Origin of the sequence: Variovorax paradoxus (assembly GCF_009498455.1) — a bacterium.
Classification (GTDB): domain Bacteria; phylum Pseudomonadota; class Gammaproteobacteria; order Burkholderiales; family Burkholderiaceae_C; genus Variovorax; species Variovorax paradoxus_H.
Window position 1 is genome coordinate 5131514 of the sequence record NZ_CP045644.1, and the last position, 18573, is coordinate 5150086.

The following is an 18573-nucleotide window of genomic DNA, read 5'->3' on the forward strand; positions in this document are numbered from 1 at the left end:
GTTCAGAGCGTCGGGTCCTGCCCCGGCGCCGCGCTGCGCACCGCCAGCGTCTGCAGACGCGCATAGAGCCCATCGCGCGACATGAGTTGCTCGTGGCTGCCTTGCTCGGCGATGCGGCCTTGCTCCATCACGATGATGCGGTCCGCGTGCTGGATGGTCGACAGGCGGTGCGCCACGATCAGCGTGGTGCGGCCCTGCATCAGGCGCTGCAGGGCGTCTTGCACCAGCCGTTCCGACTCGGTGTCGAGCGCCGACGTGGCTTCGTCGAGCAGCAGAACGGGCGCGTTCTTGTAGAGCGCGCGGGCAATCGCCAGACGCTGGCGCTGGCCGCCCGACAGCTGCGTGGCGTTGTGGCCGAGCACGGTCTCGATGCCTTGCGGCAGTGTCGCGACATGCGCGCTCAGGTTGGCCGCCTCAAGGCAAGACTGCACGCGCGCGATGTCGATGTCACCGCCGAGCGCCACGTTAGCGGCGAGCGTGTCGTTGAGCATCACCACGTCCTGGCTCACCATCGCGAACTGGGCGCGCAGGCTCTTGAGCTGCCACTCGCTGGTGTCGTGGCCGTCGAGCAGCACCTGGCCGCCACTGGGCTGCACGAAGCGCGGCAGCAGGTTGACCAGCGTGGTCTTGCCCGAGCCCGACGGGCCGACGAAAGCCACCACCTGGCCCGGTTCGATGACGAGGTTCACGCCGTCGAGCGCGCGCTGTTCGTCGTCGCCGCGATAGCTGACCTGCACGTTGCGCAGTTCGATGTGGCCTTGCGCGTGCTCGACGCGGTAGTCACCCTGCGATTCCGGTGCCACCTCGTCGATGAGGATCAAGCCGCGCTCGAGCGCCGCCAGGCCGCGTGTGATGGGCCCGGCCACTTCGGCGAGGCGGCGGATCGGCGCGATCAGCATCAGCATGGCCGTGATGTAGGCGACGAAGCCGCCCACCGTGAAGCCCTGCTTGCCGCTTTGCCAGAGCGCGATCATCACCACGATCGACAGCGCCAGCGAAGCCATCATCTGCGTGAGTGGCGTGGTGGCGGCCTGGGCGATGGTGGACTTCACGGCCAGCCGGTTGAGGCGCTGGCTCAGCTGCTCGAAGCGCCGCTCCTGCGCCTGCTCGGCGCCGTGCAGGCGCACCACGCGGTGGGCCAGCACGTTTTCCTCGACCACGTAGGCCAGCTCGTCGGTGGCCTGCTGGCCTTGCTGCGTGAGCTTGTACAGGCGCTTGGAGAAAACCTTCATGATCCACGAGATGCTGGGCACCAGGAAGGCCACGATGAGCGTGAGCTTCCAGTTCAGGTAGACCAGGTAGCCCAGCAGCGCAATGAGCGTGAAGCCGTCGCGCGAGAGCCCGAGCAGCGCCTGCACCAGCAGCATGGCGCCGGTCTGCACCTCGTACACCACCGTATTCGACAGCGCGCTGGCCGACTGCCGCGCAAACAGCGCCAGCTCGGCGCCGAGCAGCCGTTCGAACAGCACGCGGCGCAATTTCTGCATGCCTTCGTTGGCGATGCGCGAGAGTGCGTACTGCGAAATGAACTGCGCGATGCCACGCACCGCGAACAGCAGCAGCACCGCGGCCGGAATGAACCACAGCGGCATCTCGCCGCGCGTGAAGCCCCGGTCGAGCAGCGGCTTGAGCAGGGCGGCCATCAGCGGCTCGGTGAGCGCAGCCAGCAGGGCGCCGATCAGCCCCACGGCCCACCATTGGCGCGAACTGCCGAACCAGGTCATGAGTCGCGCCAGCCGGCGCATGAGGGGAGGGCGGGCGCTCTCGCTGCCGGGGATGCTTGCATATGGCGGCGGATTTTACGGGCGGCTCCGGCCGTCTTTCGGGAGGCCTGTAGGACCATTTCGCCGGATAAACGTTTTGTGACGGCGGGTCCAAACCAGTGTGTAACATGTGGCCCGTGAAACGCCGGGGAGAAACTTTTTACCCGGAAACCTCTCCGAACCGCATGAACAAGCCGTTGCCAGATCTTTCCCCAACTCCTTCTTCATCGTTGATTGCGCGCCGCAGCCTCATCGCGGCCCTTGCTGCTTCTCCCATGCTTCCCGCCATGGCCCAGTTCCGGGTCGAGGTTTCGGGCGTGGGGCTGACGCAGCTGCCGATCGCGCTCGTGCCTTTCAGGGGGCAGGACGCCTCGCCCCAGAAGATTTCCGACATCGTCCAGGCCGACCTCGAACGCAGCGGCCAGTTCCGCGGCGTCGATGCCTCGGGCCAGGCACTCGATGAATCCTCCCGACCCGATCTCGCCCTGTGGCGCCAGCGCACGGCCGATTCGCTCGTCGTGGGCAGCGTCAGCCGGATGGGCGACGGGCGCTACGACGTGCGCTTTCGCCTGTGGGACGTGGTCAAAGACCGCGACCTCGGCGGCCAGAGCTACACCGTGCCGCAGGGCGACCTGCGCCTGGCGGCGCACCGCATCGCCGACTACGTGTACGAGAAGCTGACCGGCGACAAGGGCATCTTCTCGACCCGCATCGCCTACGTGACCAAGGGCGGCAGCCGCTACTCGCTGTGGGTGGCAGACGCCGACGGCGAGAACGCGCAGGCCGCGCTGGCCAGCCCCGAGCCGATCATCTCGCCCTGCTGGTCGTCCAACGGCCAGCAGCTGGCGTATGTGTCCTTCGAGTCGCGCAAGCCCGTGGTCTACGTGCACAACGTGGCCAGCGGCCAGCGCCGGCTGCTCGCCAACTTCAAGGGCTCCAACAGCGCCCCGGCCTGGGCACCCGACGGCCGCTCGCTGGCCGTCACGCTCAGCCGCGACGGCGGCTCGCAGCTGTTCACCATTCCGGCCAGCGGCGGCGAACCGCGCCGCCTCACGCAAAGCTCGAGCATCGACACCGAGCCGGTGTACTCGGCCGACGGCAGCACGATCTACTTCGTGAGCGACCGCGGCGGCGCGCCCCAGATCTACAAGATGGGCGCCGGCGGCGGCAGCCCCACCCGGGTCACCTTCAGCGGCACCTACAACATTTCTCCATCTGTCAGCGGCGATGGCCGGTGGTTGGCCTACATCTCGCGGGTCGGCGGTGCGTTCAAACTCCACGTGATGGAGTTGGCCTCCGGCAATGTCGCCGCGATCACCGACACCACGGCCGACGAGAGCCCGAGCTTCGCACCCAACAGCAAGCTGATCGTCTATGCCACGCACCTGCAAGGTCGCGAGGCGCTCATGACGACCACGCTGGACGGAAAAATCAAGGCCCGTTTGGCGGGCCAGGCGGGAGACATCCGCGAACCGGACTGGGGTCCGTTTCAAAAGCAATAAGCATTGACCAGATAAATTTACTTGAGGAGTTCGCACATGTTGAAACGCACCATCTATTCGCTCGCCATCGTGGCGCTCATCGCCGGTTGCTCGTCGGGCACCAAGCTCAACGAAACGCCGGTCTCCGACCGCAGCGGCACCGCCGGCGGCCAGCAGGGCGGCGCTGCCGCCGTGGCGCCCGTGACCATCGACCCCAACGCCAACACGGCGCAAGGTCCGGTCGGCGTCGAGCGCATCGTGTACTTCGACTACGACAGCTACACCGTCAAGCCCGAGTTCCAGTCGGTGATCGACGGCCATGCGCGCTTCCTCAAGGGCGCCACGCAACGTCGCATCTCGATCGAAGGCCACACCGACGAGCGCGGCGGCCGCGAGTACAACCTGGCCCTCGGCCAGAAGCGTTCCGAAGCCGTGCGCCGTGCGCTCACGCTGCTGGGCGTGAACGACAGCCAGATCGAAGCCGTGAGCTTCGGCAAGGAAAAGCCCGCGGCTCAGGGCTCTGGTGAAGAAGTGTGGGCGCAGAACCGCCGCGCTGAAATCCGCTACACCCGGTGATGCAACCACGTGCACTGTGGCGAGGCGCGGCCCTCGCCGCCGCCTTGCTCTGCGCGTCGGCCGGCTCGCAGGCTGCGCTGTTCGAGGACGACGAGGCGCGCCGCGCCATCCTCGACCTGCGCCAGCGCGTCGAAGCCATGCGCCAGCAGACCGACCAGCGCCTGGCCGACGAAAATGGCCAGCTGCGCCGCAGCCTGCTCGACCTGCAAAGCCAGATCGAGCAGATGCGCGGCGAACTGGCGCGCATGACCGGCCAGAACGAGCAGCTCACGCGCACGCTGAGCGAAATGCAGTCGCGCCAGACCACCATCGACGACAAGCTGCGCCAGAACGAGCCTTCCAAGGTCTCGATCGACGGCCGCGAGTTCAACGCCGATCCGAAGGAAAAGGCCGATTTCGAAGCAGCGCTGGGCATCTTCCGCTCAGGCCAGTTCGCACAGGCGCAAACCGCTTTTGCCGAGTTCGTGAAGCGCTATCCGCAAAGCGGCTACAACGCGTCCGCGCTGTTCTGGCTCGGCAATGCGCAGTACGCCACGCGCAACTACAACGAAGCCATCGCCAATTTCCGCTCGATGCTCTCGCTCGCACCCGACCACGCCAAGGCGCCCGAAGCCGTGCTGTCGATCGCGAACTGCCAGATCGAACTGAAAGACACGCGCGCCGCACGTCGCACGCTGGAAGACCTGACCAAGGCCTACCCGCAGTCGGAAGCCGCACAAGCCGGCCGCGAGCGTCTGTCGCGCCTGCGTTGATGCAATGACCGTTTCAGCGGAGCTGTCCGCTTGAGCGCTTCGCCCGAAGCCTCGTCCCTCTCCATGGCCGCCGCGGATGTCTTGACCGACACCGCGGCGCCTGACTTTGCGCGCCGCTTCGGCGGCCTTGAGCGCCTGTACGGCGTGGCCGGCGCCGCGCGCATCCGCCATGTCCATGTGCTGGTCGTCGGCATCGGCGGCGTGGGTTCGTGGGCGGTCGAGGCGCTGGCACGCAGCGGGGTGGGGCGCCTGACGTTGATTGACCTCGATCACGTGTCCGAGTCGAACATCAACCGCCAGATCCACGCGCTCGACTCCACCGTGGGGCAGGCCAAGGTCGAAGCCATGCGCGAGCGCATCGCGCAGATCAACCCCGAGTGCCAGGTGCTCGCCATCGACGAGTTCGTCGAGCCCGACAACTGGGCTTCGCTGCTCGAAACCGCGGAGGCGACTCATGGGCCGGTCCACGCGGTCATCGATGCGTGCGACCAGGTGAAGGCCAAGCTCGCCATGGCCGCATGGGCGCGCACGGTGTCGCGCAGCACCGCGTTCATCACGGTCGGTGCGGCGGGCGGCAAGCGGCAGGCGCACAAGGTCGACATCGACGACCTGTCGCTCGTCACGCACGACCCGTTGCTGGCCCAGCTTCGCCAGCGGCTGCGCAAGCTGCACGGCGCACCGCGCGAAGGCCGCAAGATCGGCGTGACCTGCGTGTTCAGCCGCGAGAGCGTGGCACCGCCCGATGCGTCCTGCCAGATCGATTCGGGCGACGGTTCGCTCAACTGCCACGGCTACGGATCGGTGGTCAGCGTGACCGCCACCTTCGGTCAATGTGCGGCAGGGTGGGTGCTCGACGAAATTGCGAGAAACAGCACGCTATAATCCAAGGCTTTGCCGGATTCAACGTCGGCAAGAAGCAAGAAAAATGGTTCCGGGACGTTAGCTCAGTTGGTAGAGCAGCGGACTTTTAATCCGTTGGTCACTGGTTCGAATCCAGTACGTCCTACCACCGAACCGTGCGATATATAAAAAGCCAGCAATCATCTCTGATCGCTGGCTTTTTCTTTGGCTTAACGCGTTATCGAACGCGCCTTCCAGTGCCGGTCAGACCATCGCAAACCCGCCCGACGCGCCAATCGTCTGCCCCGTGATGAAGAGCGCGCGGTCCGACGCCAGGAAAGCGACCAGGCCCGAAATGTCTTCCGGCCGCGAGAGCCGGCCGACACCCTTCGAGATTGGGTACACGTTCAGCATCTTCCCCAGCCGTTCGTCGTTCTCGACCGTCGCGTGGATGTTGAGCGGTCCGTCCTTGATGCCCGCGTGCGACACCGCACCGAGCGCGACCGAATTCACCGTGATCGCATGCCGACCGTGCTCGCGCGCCAGCGCCTTGCCGAAGCCTGCAATGGCTGCCTTGGCGCCCGAATACACGGCCATGTTGGCCTCGCCGATGCGGCCTGCTTCCGAGATGATGTTGACGATGCGTCCGTGCTTGCGACCGACCATGCCTGGCAGCACGGCGCGGCAGCAGTGCATGGTGCCGTAGACATTGAGGTTGACGATCTTGGCCCAGTCGACGGTGGGCATGTCGAGAAAGGGCGGCGTGCGTCCGCCTTTTTCGCGGCGCTCGGGAATGATGCCGGCGTTGTTCACCAGCACCGTCACGGGCGCGTCGAAGTGCTGCATGCCCTTGGTGACCATGGCGTCGACTTCTTCCGCGCGCGTGATGTCGGCGGGCGCAGCGAGCGCCTGGCCGCCGGCGTCGGTGATCTCTTTCGCCACCGCTTCGGCGCGTTCCGCGAACAGGTCGTTGACGATGACGCGCGCGCCTTCGGCCGCGAGTTCGATGCAGATCTGCCGGCCCACGCCCTGGCCGCCGCCGGTGACCAGCGCGACCTGGCCTTCCAATCCGAGTTTCATGTGTTGTTCCTTGAGGGTCGTCGTTCAAAAAGATGGAGGAGGGTTCAGCGCCCGGTGAACACCGGCTTGCGCTTCTCGACGAACGCCCGCATGCCTTCCTTGCGGTCCTCGCTGTCGATGATCATGGCGGCCGCATAGCGCTCGTATTCGAGGCCCGAGTCGAGGTCGGTCTGCATGCCGCGGTTGATGGCGCGCTTGGCGAAGCGCACCGCCAGTGGCGGGTGCTCGGCAATGCGCTGCGCGAGCGCGAAGGCCTCGGGCATCAGGTCGGCCTGTGGCAGCACGCGGCTCACGATGCCGTAGCGCAGCGCGGTCTCGGCGTCGACGAGGTCGGCCGTGAGGATCAACTCCTTGGCGCGCGCCTCGCCGATCAGGCGTGGCAGGCGCTGCGTGCCACCGGCGGCCGGTATCACGCCGAGCTTGATCTCGGGCAGGCCAAAGCGTGCGGTCTCCGATGCGATGCGGATGTCGCAGCACAGCGCGATCTCCAGGCCGCCGCCGAGCGCCACGCCGTTGATCGCGGCGATCACCGGTTTCTCGAACTCCTCGATGTTGCGAAACAGGTCGTGCGTGGCTTTCTGGGCGACGAAGTACGCGGTGCCGGTGGTCTGGCTGCCGGCGCGCTCCTTGATGTCGGCGCCGGCGCAGAAGGCGCGGTCGCCGCTGCCGGTGATGAGCACGGCGCGCACGCGGTCGTCGGCGCGGGCGTACTCGAAGAAGGCGCGCGCGAGGTCGGGCTTCATCGAGCCGCCGAGCGTGTTCATGCGGTCCGGGCGGTTGAGCGTGACGATGGCGACGTTGTCGCGCACCTCGTACTGCAGCGTTTCCAGCGGAGGATGGGTCTGGGTGGTCATGGGGGGGCGGTGCCTTTCCGTGTCGTGTGCATTCAGTCAGGCCTGCGCCGCGGACAGCACGTGCGCAATGGCCACCGAGCCGAGGCCGATCATGTGAGCCATGCCCCAGCGTGCGTTCGGGTGCTGGCGGCCTTCGGCCTCGCCGCGGATCTGGCGCGTGATCTCCGCGATCTGTCCGATGCCGGTCGGCCCGAGCGGGTGGCCCATGCCGATCAGCCCACCCGAGGCATTGATGGCGCAGCGCCCGCCGATCTGCGAGTCGCCGCGTTCGAGGTACGCCGCGCCTTCGCCGGGGGCGCACACACCGACCGCTTCGCTGTAGAGCAGTTCTTCCACCGAGAACGCGTCGTGCAGTTCGAGCAGGTCGAGCTGTGTGGCGCCAATGCCGGCGGCCTCCAGCGCGGCCTGCGCGCTGCTGCGCACGAGGTCGATGGGGCCTTGGCCGTACGTGGTTTCGTCGCGCTCGCTGTTGGCGAACGAGGCGCGCACGCGCACGCAGCGCTTCGGGTCCAGGCCCAGGCGTTTCAGCGCGCGGCCCGACACCAGCAGCGTGGCCGCCGCGCCTTCGCCGCGCGGGCAGCACTGCTGCACCGTGAGGTCGCCCGCGACCTTCGGCGAGGCGAGCACCTGTTCGAGCGTGCGCGGCTTGCGGAACTGCGCGTACGGGTTGCGGGAGGCGTTGGCGTGGTTCTTCACCGCGACCTTCGCCATCGATTCCATGCCGGCGCCGCGTTCGCGCAGGTAGCTGCGCGCCATCAGCGCGAACTTCACGGCCGGGATGGTGGCGGTGTCGCTCAGGCGCTCGAGGCCGTCCTTGTTGGCGGCGCGGCGGCCGTCGCCGTGCTTGTCCACGCCCATGGCCAGCACCACGTCGCTGATGCCGTGTGCCACTTCCATGCAGGCCTGGCGAAAGGCGAAGGAGCCAGAGGCCGAGGCGTTCTCCACCTGCGTGACCGAGAGGCCGGTCGAGCCCAGGTGGCGGAACATCACGCGGCCCGCGGCCATGCCGATGGAGGTGGTGCCGACATATGCGCTTTGCACCTGCTTCCAGTCCAGCCCCGCGTCGGCCAGCGCTCCGCGCACCGCCGCGAGGCCGAGGTGGGTGTAGGGCGTGTCGCTCGGGAACTGGTACGGATGCAGGCCGATGCCTGCGACGTAGACGCCGTCGTTGCCGTCGAGCCAGTTGCTGTTGGTGTTGCTGCTCATCGCGCGGCCTCCTGTGCAGGCACGAACGCGCAGCCGTAGCTGTCGCCCGACGCCAGCGGCACGGCCACCGCCCGCAACGTCATGCCGGGCTGCAGCGCGCTTTCGTCATCGACGGCGATCACGCCTTCTTCCACCACCTGCTCGGCGATGCGGATGTCGCCCGCGATGCTCGGCGCGGGCATGCCCGGAACGAGCGGCACATGCAGCGTCACATATTCGAGGAGCGTGCCGCCGCCGGGGCGTGCCACCTGTTCGGCATCGGCTGTCGGGTGGCCGCAGTGCATGCAGCCCGGCGCATTGGCCGGAAAGCTCAGCGCGTGGCAGGCGGGGCACTGCGTGAAGAGAAAGTCGAGCGAACGGCCGTCCGCGGCCAATCGGTAGAGCGAAGGCCGCTGCGGCTTCATTGAAGTCAGGTCTTGGGTCATGGGTGTCGGAAGAAGGGGAAAACGCAGACTCATTCCAGCTTGGCGCCGGACGCCTGGACGACGTCGCGCCAGCGGACCATTTCTGTCTTGACGAACTCGCCGAGCTTGGCGTCGCGCAGTTCCTTGAGCGGCACGCTGCCGAATTTCTCGGTCACCTGCAGCATCTCGGGGTCGACGATGGCTTGCGCGATCGCATCGCCCAGGCGCTTGGCGATCTCGGGCGGTGTCTTGGCGGGCAGAAACACCGCGCTCCAGGCGCTCGATTCGGCCTTGGGAAAACCAAGCTCGCCCACGGCTGGAATCTCGGGCGCGGCGGTGAGCCGGCCCTTGCCGGTCACGGCCAGCGGCTTGAGCTTGCCGGCCTTGACGAAGGGCATCACGACCACCGGGTAGTCGAACATCAGGTCGAGGTTGCCGGCCATCAGGTCGGTGAGGGCGGGGCTGCTGCCCTTGTAGGGCACGTGGGTCATCTTGGTGCCGGTGGCGACCTGGAACAGCTCCGCCGTCAGGTGCGTGCCAGTGCCCGGGCCGGCCGAGCCGAAGTTGAGCTTGCCGGGATTGGCCTTGGCGTAGGCGATGAGCTCGGGCACCGTCTTGAAGGGCCGAGAAGGGTTGATCACCAGGATCAGCGGCGTTTCCGACATCGCATGCACCGGCACGAAGTCTTTCACCGGGTCGTAGCGGATGTTCTTGTACAGCGCGAGGTTGGCGGCCTGCGTGCCCTGGGTGCCGTAGATCATGGTGTAACCGTCGGGCGGCTGGCGCGAGGCCGCCTCCACGCCGATCGAGCCGCCGGCGCCCGGCCGGTTGTCGACCACCACCGGCTGGCCCAGCTTGTCGCCCAGGATCTTCGCGAGCAGCCGGGAGGTGTTGTCCGTGATGCCGCCGGGCGTGAACGGCACGACGAAGGTGATCGGTCGCGTCGGCCAGGCCTCGCCGGCCGCGTGCGCGGCGCTCATTCCCAGCGATCCCAGCGTTGCGGCCACGGTGCAAAGGCTGCCGAGCGCCCGTTTCCAGAACTTGTCCATGCATGTCTCCAGTTGGTTTTTGATCTCTAATTTCTACGAGTAATCGCAATATACTTCGATTAATCGCAGGAAAACAAGAGGGGATGTGCCGATGAGTTCCGGTGCGTATCGCTGGAAACTACGAAGACAAAAGGGAAGAGATTCCTTCATCGCTCCGCTAATATTCGTGCTTGTCTACGAAATATCGGAGGAAATATGCCAACCCTTGTCCCAGCCGCCGCCCGCACCATGTCTTTGCTCGAACTGTTCGCCCGCGAGAAGCGAGAGCTGTCCAACTCGGACCTCGCGCGCCTCATGGACCTGCCCGAGAGCAGTTGCTCCGACCTGCTGCACACGCTGCATGAGCTCGGCTATTTGCTGCGCACCGCGCGCAGCCGGCGCTTCTATCCGACGGCGCGGCTGCTGTCGGTGGCCAGGGAAATCTCTTCGAGCGATCCGCTCTATGCGGTGGCCTCCGAAGCCTCCGAGCTGCTGCGCGACAAGACCGGCGAGACCGGCCTGTGCGGCCGCGTCGAAGGGGGCGTGGTCAAGGTGCTGGCCTTCACCGAAGGGCGGCATCCGCTGCGCTACATGCAGAACGTCGGCGACAAGCTGAGCCTGCACGTGTCGGCACTGGGCAAGGCCATCCTGGCGCTCGGCACGCCCGAAGAAGCGGCGCGGCAGCTGCGGCTCAAGCCGCTGCGCAAGATCGCCGAAGGCACCATCGTCGACCTCGCCGTGCTCGAGGCGCAGGTCGAGCAGACGCGCGCGCAAGGCTGGATCTGGGTCGAGAACGAGGGCGGCGACGGCCTCTCGGCGCTCGCCGTTGCGGGCTACGTGGGCGGCGAGCCCATGGCGCTGTCGGTGGCCGGCCCCACCGACCGCCTGCGCCAGCAGCGCGAACCTTTTCTTGCGGCCCTGCAGGAAGTGCAGGCCCTCGTTTTTCGTCCACGCAACGCCAAGGACCCTGCCGCGCCTTAGCGCGTGCGGGGCGCGGCGGGCGCTCTTTTCTTCTTCCCAACCTCCAGGAGACCTCTCGATGAATTTCACCCCGGACGCCGACCAGGCACTGCTGCGCGACAGCATTCGCCGCTTCATGAAAAGCGAGGTGACGCCCCTCATCGCGAAGCACGACGTCGAGAAGACTTTTCCTTTCGAGATCCTGAAGGGGCTGGCGCAGTTCGGCTACATCGGCGGGCGTCTGCCGGAGTCCGAAGGCGGCATGGACATGGACCAGCTCACATGGGCCCTGCTGATGGAAGAGGCCGGCTACGCCTGGCTGTCGCTGCGCACCATGCTCAACATCACGAACGGCCCGATCCACAAGATCGCGTCGGAAGGCACGCCCGAGCAGAAGGAGCGCTTTCTCAAGCCGCTGCTGGCCTCGCAGCGCCGCTGCTTCACCGCCATCAGCGAGCCCGGCACGGGCTCCAACATCGCGCAGGTCCAGACCCGCGCCGACCTGAAGGACGACCACTACGTGCTCAGCGGCCGCAAGCTGTGGATCACCAACGGCGCCTTCGCCGACTTCGGCATCGTGGTCGCGCGCACCTTCAGTCCCGACTGCCAGGGCCAGCTGTCGACCTTCCTGGTCGAGCGCGAAGTCTCGCCCTACGAGGTGCGCCGCGTCGACACCATGGTGCTGCGCAGCACCGGCACCGCCGAGCTGCACTTCGACAACGTGAAGGTGCCGCGCGCCAACCTGCTGGGCGAAGAGGGCAGCGCGCTCAAGCGCATGCTGGTGGGGCTCGACAGTGCACGCGTCAACATCGCCATGGGCGCGGTCGGTGCGGCGCAATCGGCGCTCGACCTGTCGATCGACTACGCACGCACGCGCACCCAGTTCGGCAAGCCCATCGGCAGCTTCCAGCTGGTGCAGAAACTCATCGTCGACATGACGGTGCGCGTGGAGGCCGCGCGTGCGCTCGGCCTGCGCGCCGCCGCCGCGCTCGATGCCCAGCACGACGCGCGCATGGCGTGCTCCATCGCCAAGCTGTACGCCACCGAGGCGGCGCACGAGGTGGCGAGCATGGCGCTGCAGGTGCACGGCGGCCTGGGCTACTCGACCGACTACCCGATCGAGCGCATCTTCCGCGACACGCGCGGCGGCACCATTCCCGAAGGCACGACCGAGGTGCAGACCCTGATCGTCGGGCGCGAGATTCTCGGCATCTCGGCCATTGCGTGACGCGGCAAGGAACACGCACCATGGAGAAACGCACCCACGACACCCCGGCCGACCTGTCGCGCCTCATCAACCCGCGTTCCATCGCACTCGTCGGTGCATCCGACCGCGAAGGCAGCATCGGCGAACGCACGCTCACCAACCTGCTCACGCATTCGGCGTTCAGCGGCGACGTCTACCTCGTCAACCCGACCAAGCCCGAGATCCGCGGCCGCCGCTGCTGGCCCAGCGTGGCCGCGCTGCCCGACACGCCCGACGTGGCCGTGGTCGCCGTGCCCGCGAGCGGCGTGCTCACGGTCATCGAGGAGTGCGCCGCGCGCGGCGTGGCCTTCGCGGTCATCCTGAGCTCGGGCTTCGGCGAAGCCGGCGCCGAGGGCGAGCGCGAACAGCAGCGCATGAAGGAGATCGCCGAGCGCAGCGGCCTGCGCCTGTACGGCCCCAACTGCCCGGGGCTCACCAACGTCAACGGCCGCCTGGGCCTGACCTTCTCGCCCTCGTTCCCGCACGACCTGGTGCAGGGCCCGATCGGCCTGGCCACGCAGGGCGGCGGCCTCGGGCGCAACGTGATGCAGGCCATGGAGCGCGGCATCGGCATCGGCCTGTGGGCCTCGACCGGCAACGAGGTCGACCTGCAGGTGGCCGACTTCATCCACTACATGGCGGACGCGCCCGACATCAAGGTCATCGTCACCTTGCTCGAAGGCATCAAGGACGGCCCGAAGTTCGTGGCGGCGGTGCAGCGCGCGGCAGCCAACGGCAAGCCGGTGATCGGGCTGAAGGTCGGCAAGTCGGAGTACGGCCGGCGCGCGGCGCAGTCGCACACCGCGTCGCTCACGGGCTCGGCCGAGGTCAACAGCGCCGTGTTCCGCCAGTTCGGCGTGATCGAGGTCGACGACATCGACGAACTGGTCGACACTGCCTGGCTGTTCGCCCGCGCCATGCCGGGCACGCAGGACGCGCTGGGCATCTATTGCTCGTCGGGCGGTACCGCGGCGCTCGCGGCCGACGCGGTGGGCTCGGCCGGGCTCACGCTCGCCGCGTTCACGCCCGAGACCACGGCGGTGCTGCGCGCCAAGCTGCCGGACTACGCCGCCATCGACAACCCGGTCGACACCACCGCCATGGTGCTCAGCGACAAGACCGTGGTGGAAACCACGCTCGGCTGCGTGGCCAACGACGCGAACCTGGGCCTGACCATCGTGCCCATCGCGCTCGACTACGGCGAGACGACCACGCGCATGGCCGACAACATCATCAATGCGCAAAAGGGCTGCGCGGCACCCATCGTGCCGATCTGGATGAGCGACCGCCTCGGCGAAGGCTACCAGCGGCTCGTGGCTGCAGGGTTCGCTCCTCCGCGCTCGGTGGGCAAGGCGATCTCGGCCATCCAGCGCTGGGTGGACTACGGCCGCTGGAAGCGCGCGAACCCCGACATCCAGCCGGTCGCGCTGCCACCGCTCGCCGCACCGCTCGGCGAAGGCGCCACGCGCAGCCTCTCTGAAGCGCAGGCCAAGCAATTGCTGCGCGATGCGGGCATCGCCTTGCTGCCGAACGCGCTGGCAACGACCGCCGACGAGGCGCGCGCGCTCGCCGATCGCATGGGCTACCCCGTCGTCGCGAAGATCGCGAGCCAGCAGATCGTGCACAAGTCCGACATCGGCGGCGTGCAGGTCGGCCTGCAGGATGCGGCACAGGTGGCCGCGGCGTGGCGCGACATCATGGCCGCTGTGGCGAAGCACCAGCCCGAGGCCACCATCGACGGCCTGCTGATCGAGAAGATGGCGCCGCGCGGCGGTGTCGAACTGATGATCGGCGTGACGCGCGACCCGGTGTTCGGCCATGTGATGACCTTCGGCCTCGGCGGCATCTATGTCGAGATCTTCCGCGACGTCACGCGCCGGCTGCTGCCCATCGGCCCGCGCGATGCGGCGGCGATGGTGCGCGAGATGCGCTGTTTTCCGCTGCTCGACGGCGCGCGCGGCCGGCCTGCGGCCGACGTGGCCGCGCTCGAGGCGCTGCTCGTGCGCATCTCCGACTTCGTGATGCGGCACGCCGATCGCATCGAGGAGATGGACCTGAACCCGGTCTGGGTCGGCGCGAAGGGTGAAGGCGCGATGCCACTCGATGCCGTGATCATCGAGCGGGTGGAGCAGGGCGCATGAGTGCGGCGAGCGTGCCGCAGCCGCCGCTGGCCGGCATCACCGTCGTCGATTTCAGCGAGCTGCTGCCCGGCCCCTTCTTCACGCAGAGCCTGGCCGAGCTGGGCGCGCGCGTGATCAAGATCGAGCGTCCGCCCGGTGGCGACAACGTGCGCCGCATGGGCCCCGGTGTGTTCGAGGCGGTCAACCGCGGCAAGCAGAGCCTGCTGGCAGACCTGAAGGACGACGCGCAGCGCGCCGAGGTGCGTGCGCTCATCGCCACCGCCGACGTGGTGGTCGAGTCGTACCGGCCCGGCGTGATGGCGCGGCTGGGGCTCGACGCGGCCAGCTTGCGGGCCGACTTTCCGCGCCTCGTGTACGTGTCGCTGAGCGGCTACGGACAGACGGGGCCCTGGGCCGACCTGCCGGGCCACGACATCAACTACCTGGCCGCGGCCGGCGTGCTGGCGGTGTCGGGCGTACCCGATGGCGGGCCGGCGCAGAGCTTCGGCCTGCCGGTGGCCGATCTGTGCGGCGCGATGTATGCGCTGTCGTCCACGCTCGCCGCGCTGTACCAGCGGCAGCACACAGGCCAGGGGCAGCACCTCGACGTGGCGCTGGCCGACTGCGCGTTGCACTGGATGAACCCGCGCGTCGGCGCCTGGCGCGAGGCCGGCGCGCACAGCCTCGAGGCGCAGCGCGAGGCCACACTGGTCAAGCCCGCCTACGGTGCGTTCGCGTGCCGCGACGGACGGCATGTGTCCATCGCCGCGCTCGAAGACCACTTCTGGGCCCGCCTGTGCGAGGCGCTCGACCTGGCGCCTTACGGTGGCGAGGCCTTCCGCGCGATGAAGGCGCGCAAGTCCGTGGCGGGCGCCATCAACGCCCGCATCGCCGAGGTGCTCGCGGACCGGGACGCGGACGAGGTTTTCGCGCTGCTGCAGAAGCACGACGTGCCCGCGGCGCCGGTGGTCGAGCCCTCGCGCGTGGCCGCGTTGCCGCAGTTCGCGCAGCGCGACAAGTTCGAGGCCAGCGACGTGCTGCCCGTGTCGCGCTACCCGGTGCCCATGGCCGGTGTGCAACCCGGCCGGCTCGGGGGCGCGCCGGCCCTCGACAGCGCACGGAACTGACGCCGTGGCGCCGGTCTTCAGAACGCGCATCACCGACCTGTTCGGCATCGCGCACCCGATCCTGGGCGGCGGCCTGATGTGGCTGTCGGATGCCGATTACGTCGCAGCGCTCGTCAACGCCGGCTGCATGGGCTTCATCACGCCGCGCTCGTTCGACAGCGACGAAGACTTTGCGAAGGCGTTGGTGCGCTGCGCATCGCTCGCCGACGGCAAGCCCTTCGGCGTGAACCTCACGCTGTCGAGCCGCCCCGAGGCCAATGCGGCGGTGCGGCGCTGGCTCGACATCGCGCTGGCGCACGGCGTGCGCTTCTTCGAGACGGCCGGCTATGCGCCGACGGAACTGATCGGCACGCTGCACGAGGCCGGCGCCGTCGTGCTCCACAAGGCGCCGAGCATCCGCCACGCGCTCTCGGCCGAACGCGCGGGCGCCGATGCGGTCGCGCTCATCGGCATGGAGGAGGGCGGCCACCCCGGCACCAACGAACTGCCCACCATGCTGATGGGCGCATTGGCCGTCGATCAGTTTCGCGTGCCCGTGCTGCTGGGCGGCGGCATCGGCCATGGGCGCCAGCTGGCCGCCGTGCTCGCCCAGGGCCACGAAGGCGTGATGATGGGCAGTCGCTTCCTCGTGTGCGAGGAGATCGGCGCGCACCGCGGCTACAAGGAGCACCTGCTCGGCTGCGACGAGCATTCCACCGTGCGCCTGCTGCACACGCTGGGCAACACCTGGCGCGTGCTGCGCAACGACACCGCGCGGCGCATCGACGAAATCGAGCGTGCCGGCGCCGCCGACCACGCGGCCTTCGGCGACCTGATCAGCGGGCGCACGGCACGCGACCACTGCTACGCGAACGGCGACTGGCAGCGCGGCATGCTGTCGCTCGGGCCGTCCATCGCGTTCGCGCAGCGCATCGAACCCCTGTCGGCCATCGTGGCCCAACTGCTGGCCGAAGCGCGCACCGCGCTCGGCCGGCTGTCTTCCATGGAGCTGCAACCCACGCCATGACCACCACCAACACCACCGAACGCCTTCTTCCCAGCCATGCCGAACCGGCCAGCAGCAGCCTGGCCGGTCGCGTCGCGATCGTGACCGGCGCCGGCTCGCGCAGCGCCGACATCGGCAACGGCCGCGCCTGCGCGATCCTGCTCGCGCGCCGTGGCGCACGGGTGCTGCTGCTCGACGCGCAGCTTGCGGCAGCGCAGGCCACCGAGCGAATGATCGCGGCGGAAGGCGGCACGTCGATCGCGGCGCAGGTCGACGTTGCCGACGCCGCGCAGTGCCAACAGGCCGTCGCGATGGCCGTGGCGGCCTGGCGTCGCGTCGACATCCTCGTGAACAACGTCGGCATCGGCGGACCGGCCGGCAACGCGGTCGACCTGGACCTCGAGGAATGGGACCGAGCCTTGCGCATCAACGTCACCTCGATGATGCTGATGGCGAAGTACGCGATCCCCGAGATGCGCAAGGTGGGCGGGGGCGCCATCGTCAACATCGCCTCCGTCGCGGGGCTCATCGGCGGCACGCCGGCGTTGCTGTACCCGACGTCGAAGGGCGCGGTGGTGAACATGACCCGCGCCATGGCGGCCCACCATGGCACCGAAGGCATCCGCGTCAACTGCGTTGCGCCCGGCATGGTCTACACGCCCATGGTCGCGGACCGGATGACGCCCGAGGCAAGGGAGCGGCGGCGCCTGCGCTCGCTGCTGCAGACCGAAGGCTCGGGCTGGGACGTCGGCCAGGCCGTGGCCTACCTTGCGAGCGACGAGGCGCGCTGGGTTACCGGCGTGATCCTGCCGGTCGATGCGGGCGCGACAGCGGGCAACGCCCCGTCGCCCGACCTGAAGCCCGATGCCCGGGCGTCCTGATCTTTCAAGGAGACGCCATGCCCCGTGTGCCCCTTCTGCCCGAGCAACCGTCGAACCCCGATGCGCGCGCCTTGTTCGACCAGGTGCGCGAGGCCCGCGGCCCCGACTTCCACCTGCCTCACCTGTACCGCGTGCTCGGCACGGCGCCGGCCCTGTTCAAGGGCTGGCTCGACTTCGCGTGGCCGCTGCGCCTGGAGGCGAAGACACGGCGACCGCTTCGCGAGCTGCTGATCTTGCGCGGCGCGCAGGTGTCGGGCGCGGCCTACGAGTGGGCGCACCACGTGCCGATGGCCGTGGCGGCGGGCGTCGAAGAGGCGCAGATCGATGCGCTGGCCGACTGGCGCAACGCCGACTGCTTCAATGCGCAGGAGCGCGCGGTGCTGCAACTGGCTGATGAAGTCACGCGCGGGCCTGCGGCTTCGGCGGAGACGATCGCGCAACTGAAGGCGAACAGGTTCGACGACGAAGCGGTCGTCGAGCTCGTGCTCACAGCCAGCTTCTATGTCTGCGTGAGCCGGTTTCTTCAATCGATGGATGTGGAGATCGAGCCTGGGTATGAGGAGGTACTGCCGCGCATGGAAAGCGGTGGCGCCTCCGGGCCCTGATTCCCCTCCCTACGCTGCAGCGTGCAAATCTTGCGCTGCCTGCGGCGCGAGGTTCGCGGTGCCCTCGTTGCACGGCTGAACCTCGAGCGGATCGCACGGGCTGCTGATCTGCCGCCCGTCGAACTTGATGCGGATGTGCGAATTGCTCGCGCCGGCGACGGTGCCGAGCCGGCCACCGCAGATGACGCGGCTTCCTCTTTCGAAGCTCACGCCGTAGCGTTCGCGGATGTCCCTGAGGCTCATGTGATTCCCTTTTTATTCGCTGTGCTGACAGTGAACGAATCGTCTCCCGTGGCCGCGTGGAACCGCGTAAGCCGCATTCCGTTACATCGTGTAGGAAATAAGAGGGGTTGGCGGAAGGCGGGCGCCTTGACGCCATCAGCGCACCGGAAATGAAAAAGCCCTCGCGAGGAGGGCTTTGTTCGGAATGTGGTCGTGAACTCTTACGCGGTCCACGCTACGGCAAAGATTCGTTTGCGGAAGTCATTGTTGTTTTTCTCGTCGCTATGACTTCGACGCGCTGGTATGAGATTCAGCTTGCCTGGCCAGGCAAATGCCCGATCATTTCGGGCAACCGTCGATTATATACCAGAACCGAGAGAGCCCTTGAAAACCATGAAGGCGGGTGCGTAGCGGGCAGGCAAAAAAACAGCCCGCACAAGGGC

Annotated in this window: 18 protein-coding genes and 1 tRNA gene; 12 read left to right on the top strand and 7 right to left on the bottom strand. The window is 67.9% G+C overall.

The genetic code is table 11. From position 1 onward, the window contains the following. Window positions 1-2: 2 nt before the first annotated feature. Complete coding sequence (msbA, locus tag GFK26_RS23665) at window positions 3-1724, bottom strand: lipid A export permease/ATP-binding protein MsbA (protein ID WP_228121758.1); 1722 nt, start codon at window positions 1722-1724, stop codon at window positions 3-5. A 314-nt stretch (window positions 1725-2038) separates the two neighbouring features. Here msbA and tolB point away from each other — a divergent pair, with 314 nt between their 5' ends. The 5 genes from tolB to GFK26_RS23690 all read left to right on the top strand — a co-directional run bounded on the left by tolB (window position 2039) and on the right by GFK26_RS23690 (window position 5581). Continuing rightward, window positions 2039-3265, top strand: a complete 1227-nt coding sequence (gene tolB, locus GFK26_RS23670) for a Tol-Pal system beta propeller repeat protein TolB (RefSeq protein WP_228121759.1) — start codon at window positions 2039-2041, stop codon at window positions 3263-3265. Between the two features lie 36 nt (window positions 3266-3301). Then, window positions 3302-3820 carry a peptidoglycan-associated lipoprotein Pal gene (pal, locus tag GFK26_RS23675; protein ID WP_153284126.1) on the top strand — a complete coding sequence of 173 codons (519 nt, stop codon included), beginning with the start codon at window positions 3302-3304 and terminating at the stop codon, window positions 3818-3820. Continuing rightward, a complete protein-coding gene (gene ybgF / locus GFK26_RS23680) occupies window positions 3820-4572 on the top strand; it encodes a tol-pal system protein YbgF (protein WP_153284127.1) in 753 nt (250 codons plus the stop codon). Before pal ends, ybgF begins: the two co-directional genes overlap by 1 nt. Window positions 4573-4635: 63 nt before the next feature. Next, a complete protein-coding gene (locus GFK26_RS23685; RefSeq protein WP_153286084.1) occupies window positions 4636-5454 on the top strand; it encodes a ThiF family adenylyltransferase in 819 nt (272 codons plus the stop codon). A gap of 51 nt (window positions 5455-5505) precedes the next feature. Next, window positions 5506-5581: transfer RNA gene (locus tag GFK26_RS23690), tRNA-Lys, on the top strand. A 95-nt stretch (window positions 5582-5676) separates the two neighbouring features. On the opposite strand, the gene GFK26_RS23695 is transcribed toward GFK26_RS23690, so the two are convergent. The 5 genes from GFK26_RS23695 to GFK26_RS23715 are packed head-to-tail and all read right to left on the bottom strand — an operon-like array spanning window position 5677 to window position 10005. Next, a complete protein-coding gene (locus GFK26_RS23695; protein ID WP_153284128.1) occupies window positions 5677-6492 on the bottom strand; it encodes an SDR family NAD(P)-dependent oxidoreductase in 816 nt (271 codons plus the stop codon). 44 nt (window positions 6493-6536) lie between these two features. Further along, window positions 6537-7346: an enoyl-CoA hydratase/isomerase family protein gene (locus GFK26_RS23700; protein WP_153284129.1), complete on the bottom strand. Its 810-nt coding sequence runs from the start codon at window positions 7344-7346 to the stop codon at window positions 6537-6539. 36 nt (window positions 7347-7382) lie between these two features. Next, window positions 7383-8552: a thiolase family protein gene (locus tag GFK26_RS23705; protein WP_153284130.1), complete on the bottom strand. Its 1170-nt coding sequence runs from the start codon at window positions 8550-8552 to the stop codon at window positions 7383-7385. Continuing rightward, window positions 8549-8977: a Zn-ribbon domain-containing OB-fold protein gene (locus tag GFK26_RS23710; protein WP_228121760.1), complete on the bottom strand. Its 429-nt coding sequence runs from the start codon at window positions 8975-8977 to the stop codon at window positions 8549-8551. Before GFK26_RS23710 ends, GFK26_RS23705 begins: the two co-directional genes overlap by 4 nt. A 29-nt stretch (window positions 8978-9006) precedes the next feature. After that, window positions 9007-10005, bottom strand: coding sequence for a Bug family tripartite tricarboxylate transporter substrate binding protein (locus GFK26_RS23715; RefSeq protein WP_153284131.1), 999 nt, complete (start codon window positions 10003-10005; stop codon window positions 9007-9009). A 195-nt stretch (window positions 10006-10200) separates the two neighbouring features. On the opposite strand from GFK26_RS23715, the gene GFK26_RS23720 reads away from it, so the two are divergent. From GFK26_RS23720 to GFK26_RS23750, 7 genes are read left to right on the top strand one after another with little or no spacing between them, the layout of a single operon-like run. Next, complete coding sequence (locus GFK26_RS23720) at window positions 10201-10965, top strand: IclR family transcriptional regulator (RefSeq protein ID WP_153284132.1); 765 nt, start codon at window positions 10201-10203, stop codon at window positions 10963-10965. Window positions 10966-11023: 58 nt separating this feature from the next. Continuing rightward, window positions 11024-12172: an acyl-CoA dehydrogenase family protein gene (locus tag GFK26_RS23725; RefSeq protein ID WP_153284133.1), complete on the top strand. Its 1149-nt coding sequence runs from the start codon at window positions 11024-11026 to the stop codon at window positions 12170-12172. Between the two features lie 20 nt (window positions 12173-12192). After that, window positions 12193-14331, top strand: a complete 2139-nt coding sequence (locus GFK26_RS23730; RefSeq protein ID WP_153284134.1) for an acetate--CoA ligase family protein — start codon at window positions 12193-12195, stop codon at window positions 14329-14331. After that, complete coding sequence (locus GFK26_RS23735) at window positions 14328-15437, top strand: CaiB/BaiF CoA transferase family protein (RefSeq protein WP_153284135.1); 1110 nt, start codon at window positions 14328-14330, stop codon at window positions 15435-15437. The genes GFK26_RS23730 and GFK26_RS23735 overlap by 4 nt, the downstream gene beginning before the upstream one ends. 4 nt (window positions 15438-15441) lie before the next feature. Next, a complete protein-coding gene (locus GFK26_RS23740; RefSeq protein ID WP_153284136.1) occupies window positions 15442-16443 on the top strand; it encodes an NAD(P)H-dependent flavin oxidoreductase in 1002 nt (333 codons plus the stop codon). Next, a complete protein-coding gene (locus GFK26_RS23745) occupies window positions 16440-17303 on the top strand; it encodes an SDR family NAD(P)-dependent oxidoreductase (protein WP_153284137.1) in 864 nt (287 codons plus the stop codon). The genes GFK26_RS23740 and GFK26_RS23745 overlap by 4 nt, the downstream gene beginning before the upstream one ends. A gap of 17 nt (window positions 17304-17320) precedes the next feature. Beyond that, window positions 17321-17908 carry a carboxymuconolactone decarboxylase family protein gene (locus GFK26_RS23750; protein ID WP_153284138.1) on the top strand — a complete coding sequence of 196 codons (588 nt, stop codon included), beginning with the start codon at window positions 17321-17323 and terminating at the stop codon, window positions 17906-17908. Window positions 17909-17917: 9 nt separating this feature from the next. On the opposite strand, the gene GFK26_RS23755 is transcribed toward GFK26_RS23750, so the two are convergent. Beyond that, on the bottom strand, window positions 17918-18151 hold the full coding sequence (locus GFK26_RS23755) for a hypothetical protein (protein WP_153284139.1): 234 nt from the start codon (window positions 18149-18151) through the stop codon (window positions 17918-17920). Window positions 18152-18573: the final 422 nt, after the last annotated feature.

Coding starts and splice junctions, on each gene's coding strand:
- msbA (WP_228121758.1), bottom strand. CDS start 1,724: ATGACCTGGTTCGGCAGTTCGCGCCAATGGTGGGCCGTGGGGCTGATC.
- tolB (WP_228121759.1), top strand. CDS start 2,039: ATGCTTCCCGCCATGGCCCAGTTCCGGGTCGAGGTTTCGGGCGTGGGG.
- pal (WP_153284126.1), top strand. CDS start 3,302: ATGTTGAAACGCACCATCTATTCGCTCGCCATCGTGGCGCTCATCGCC.
- ybgF (WP_153284127.1), top strand. CDS start 3,820: ATGCAACCACGTGCACTGTGGCGAGGCGCGGCCCTCGCCGCCGCCTTG.
- GFK26_RS23685 (WP_153286084.1), top strand. CDS start 4,636: ATGGCCGCCGCGGATGTCTTGACCGACACCGCGGCGCCTGACTTTGCG.
- GFK26_RS23695 (WP_153284128.1), bottom strand. CDS start 6,492: ATGAAACTCGGATTGGAAGGCCAGGTCGCGCTGGTCACCGGCGGCGGC.
- GFK26_RS23700 (WP_153284129.1), bottom strand. CDS start 7,346: ATGACCACCCAGACCCATCCTCCGCTGGAAACGCTGCAGTACGAGGTG.
- GFK26_RS23705 (WP_153284130.1), bottom strand. CDS start 8,552: ATGAGCAGCAACACCAACAGCAACTGGCTCGACGGCAACGACGGCGTC.
- GFK26_RS23710 (WP_228121760.1), bottom strand. CDS start 8,977: ATGACCCAAGACCTGACTTCAATGAAGCCGCAGCGGCCTTCGCTCTAC.
- GFK26_RS23715 (WP_153284131.1), bottom strand. CDS start 10,005: ATGGACAAGTTCTGGAAACGGGCGCTCGGCAGCCTTTGCACCGTGGCC.
- GFK26_RS23720 (WP_153284132.1), top strand. CDS start 10,201: ATGCCAACCCTTGTCCCAGCCGCCGCCCGCACCATGTCTTTGCTCGAA.
- GFK26_RS23725 (WP_153284133.1), top strand. CDS start 11,024: ATGAATTTCACCCCGGACGCCGACCAGGCACTGCTGCGCGACAGCATT.
- GFK26_RS23730 (WP_153284134.1), top strand. CDS start 12,193: ATGGAGAAACGCACCCACGACACCCCGGCCGACCTGTCGCGCCTCATC.
- GFK26_RS23735 (WP_153284135.1), top strand. CDS start 14,328: ATGAGTGCGGCGAGCGTGCCGCAGCCGCCGCTGGCCGGCATCACCGTC.
- GFK26_RS23745 (WP_153284137.1), top strand. CDS start 16,440: ATGACCACCACCAACACCACCGAACGCCTTCTTCCCAGCCATGCCGAA.
- GFK26_RS23750 (WP_153284138.1), top strand. CDS start 17,321: ATGCCCCGTGTGCCCCTTCTGCCCGAGCAACCGTCGAACCCCGATGCG.
- GFK26_RS23755 (WP_153284139.1), bottom strand. CDS start 18,151: ATGAGCCTCAGGGACATCCGCGAACGCTACGGCGTGAGCTTCGAAAGA.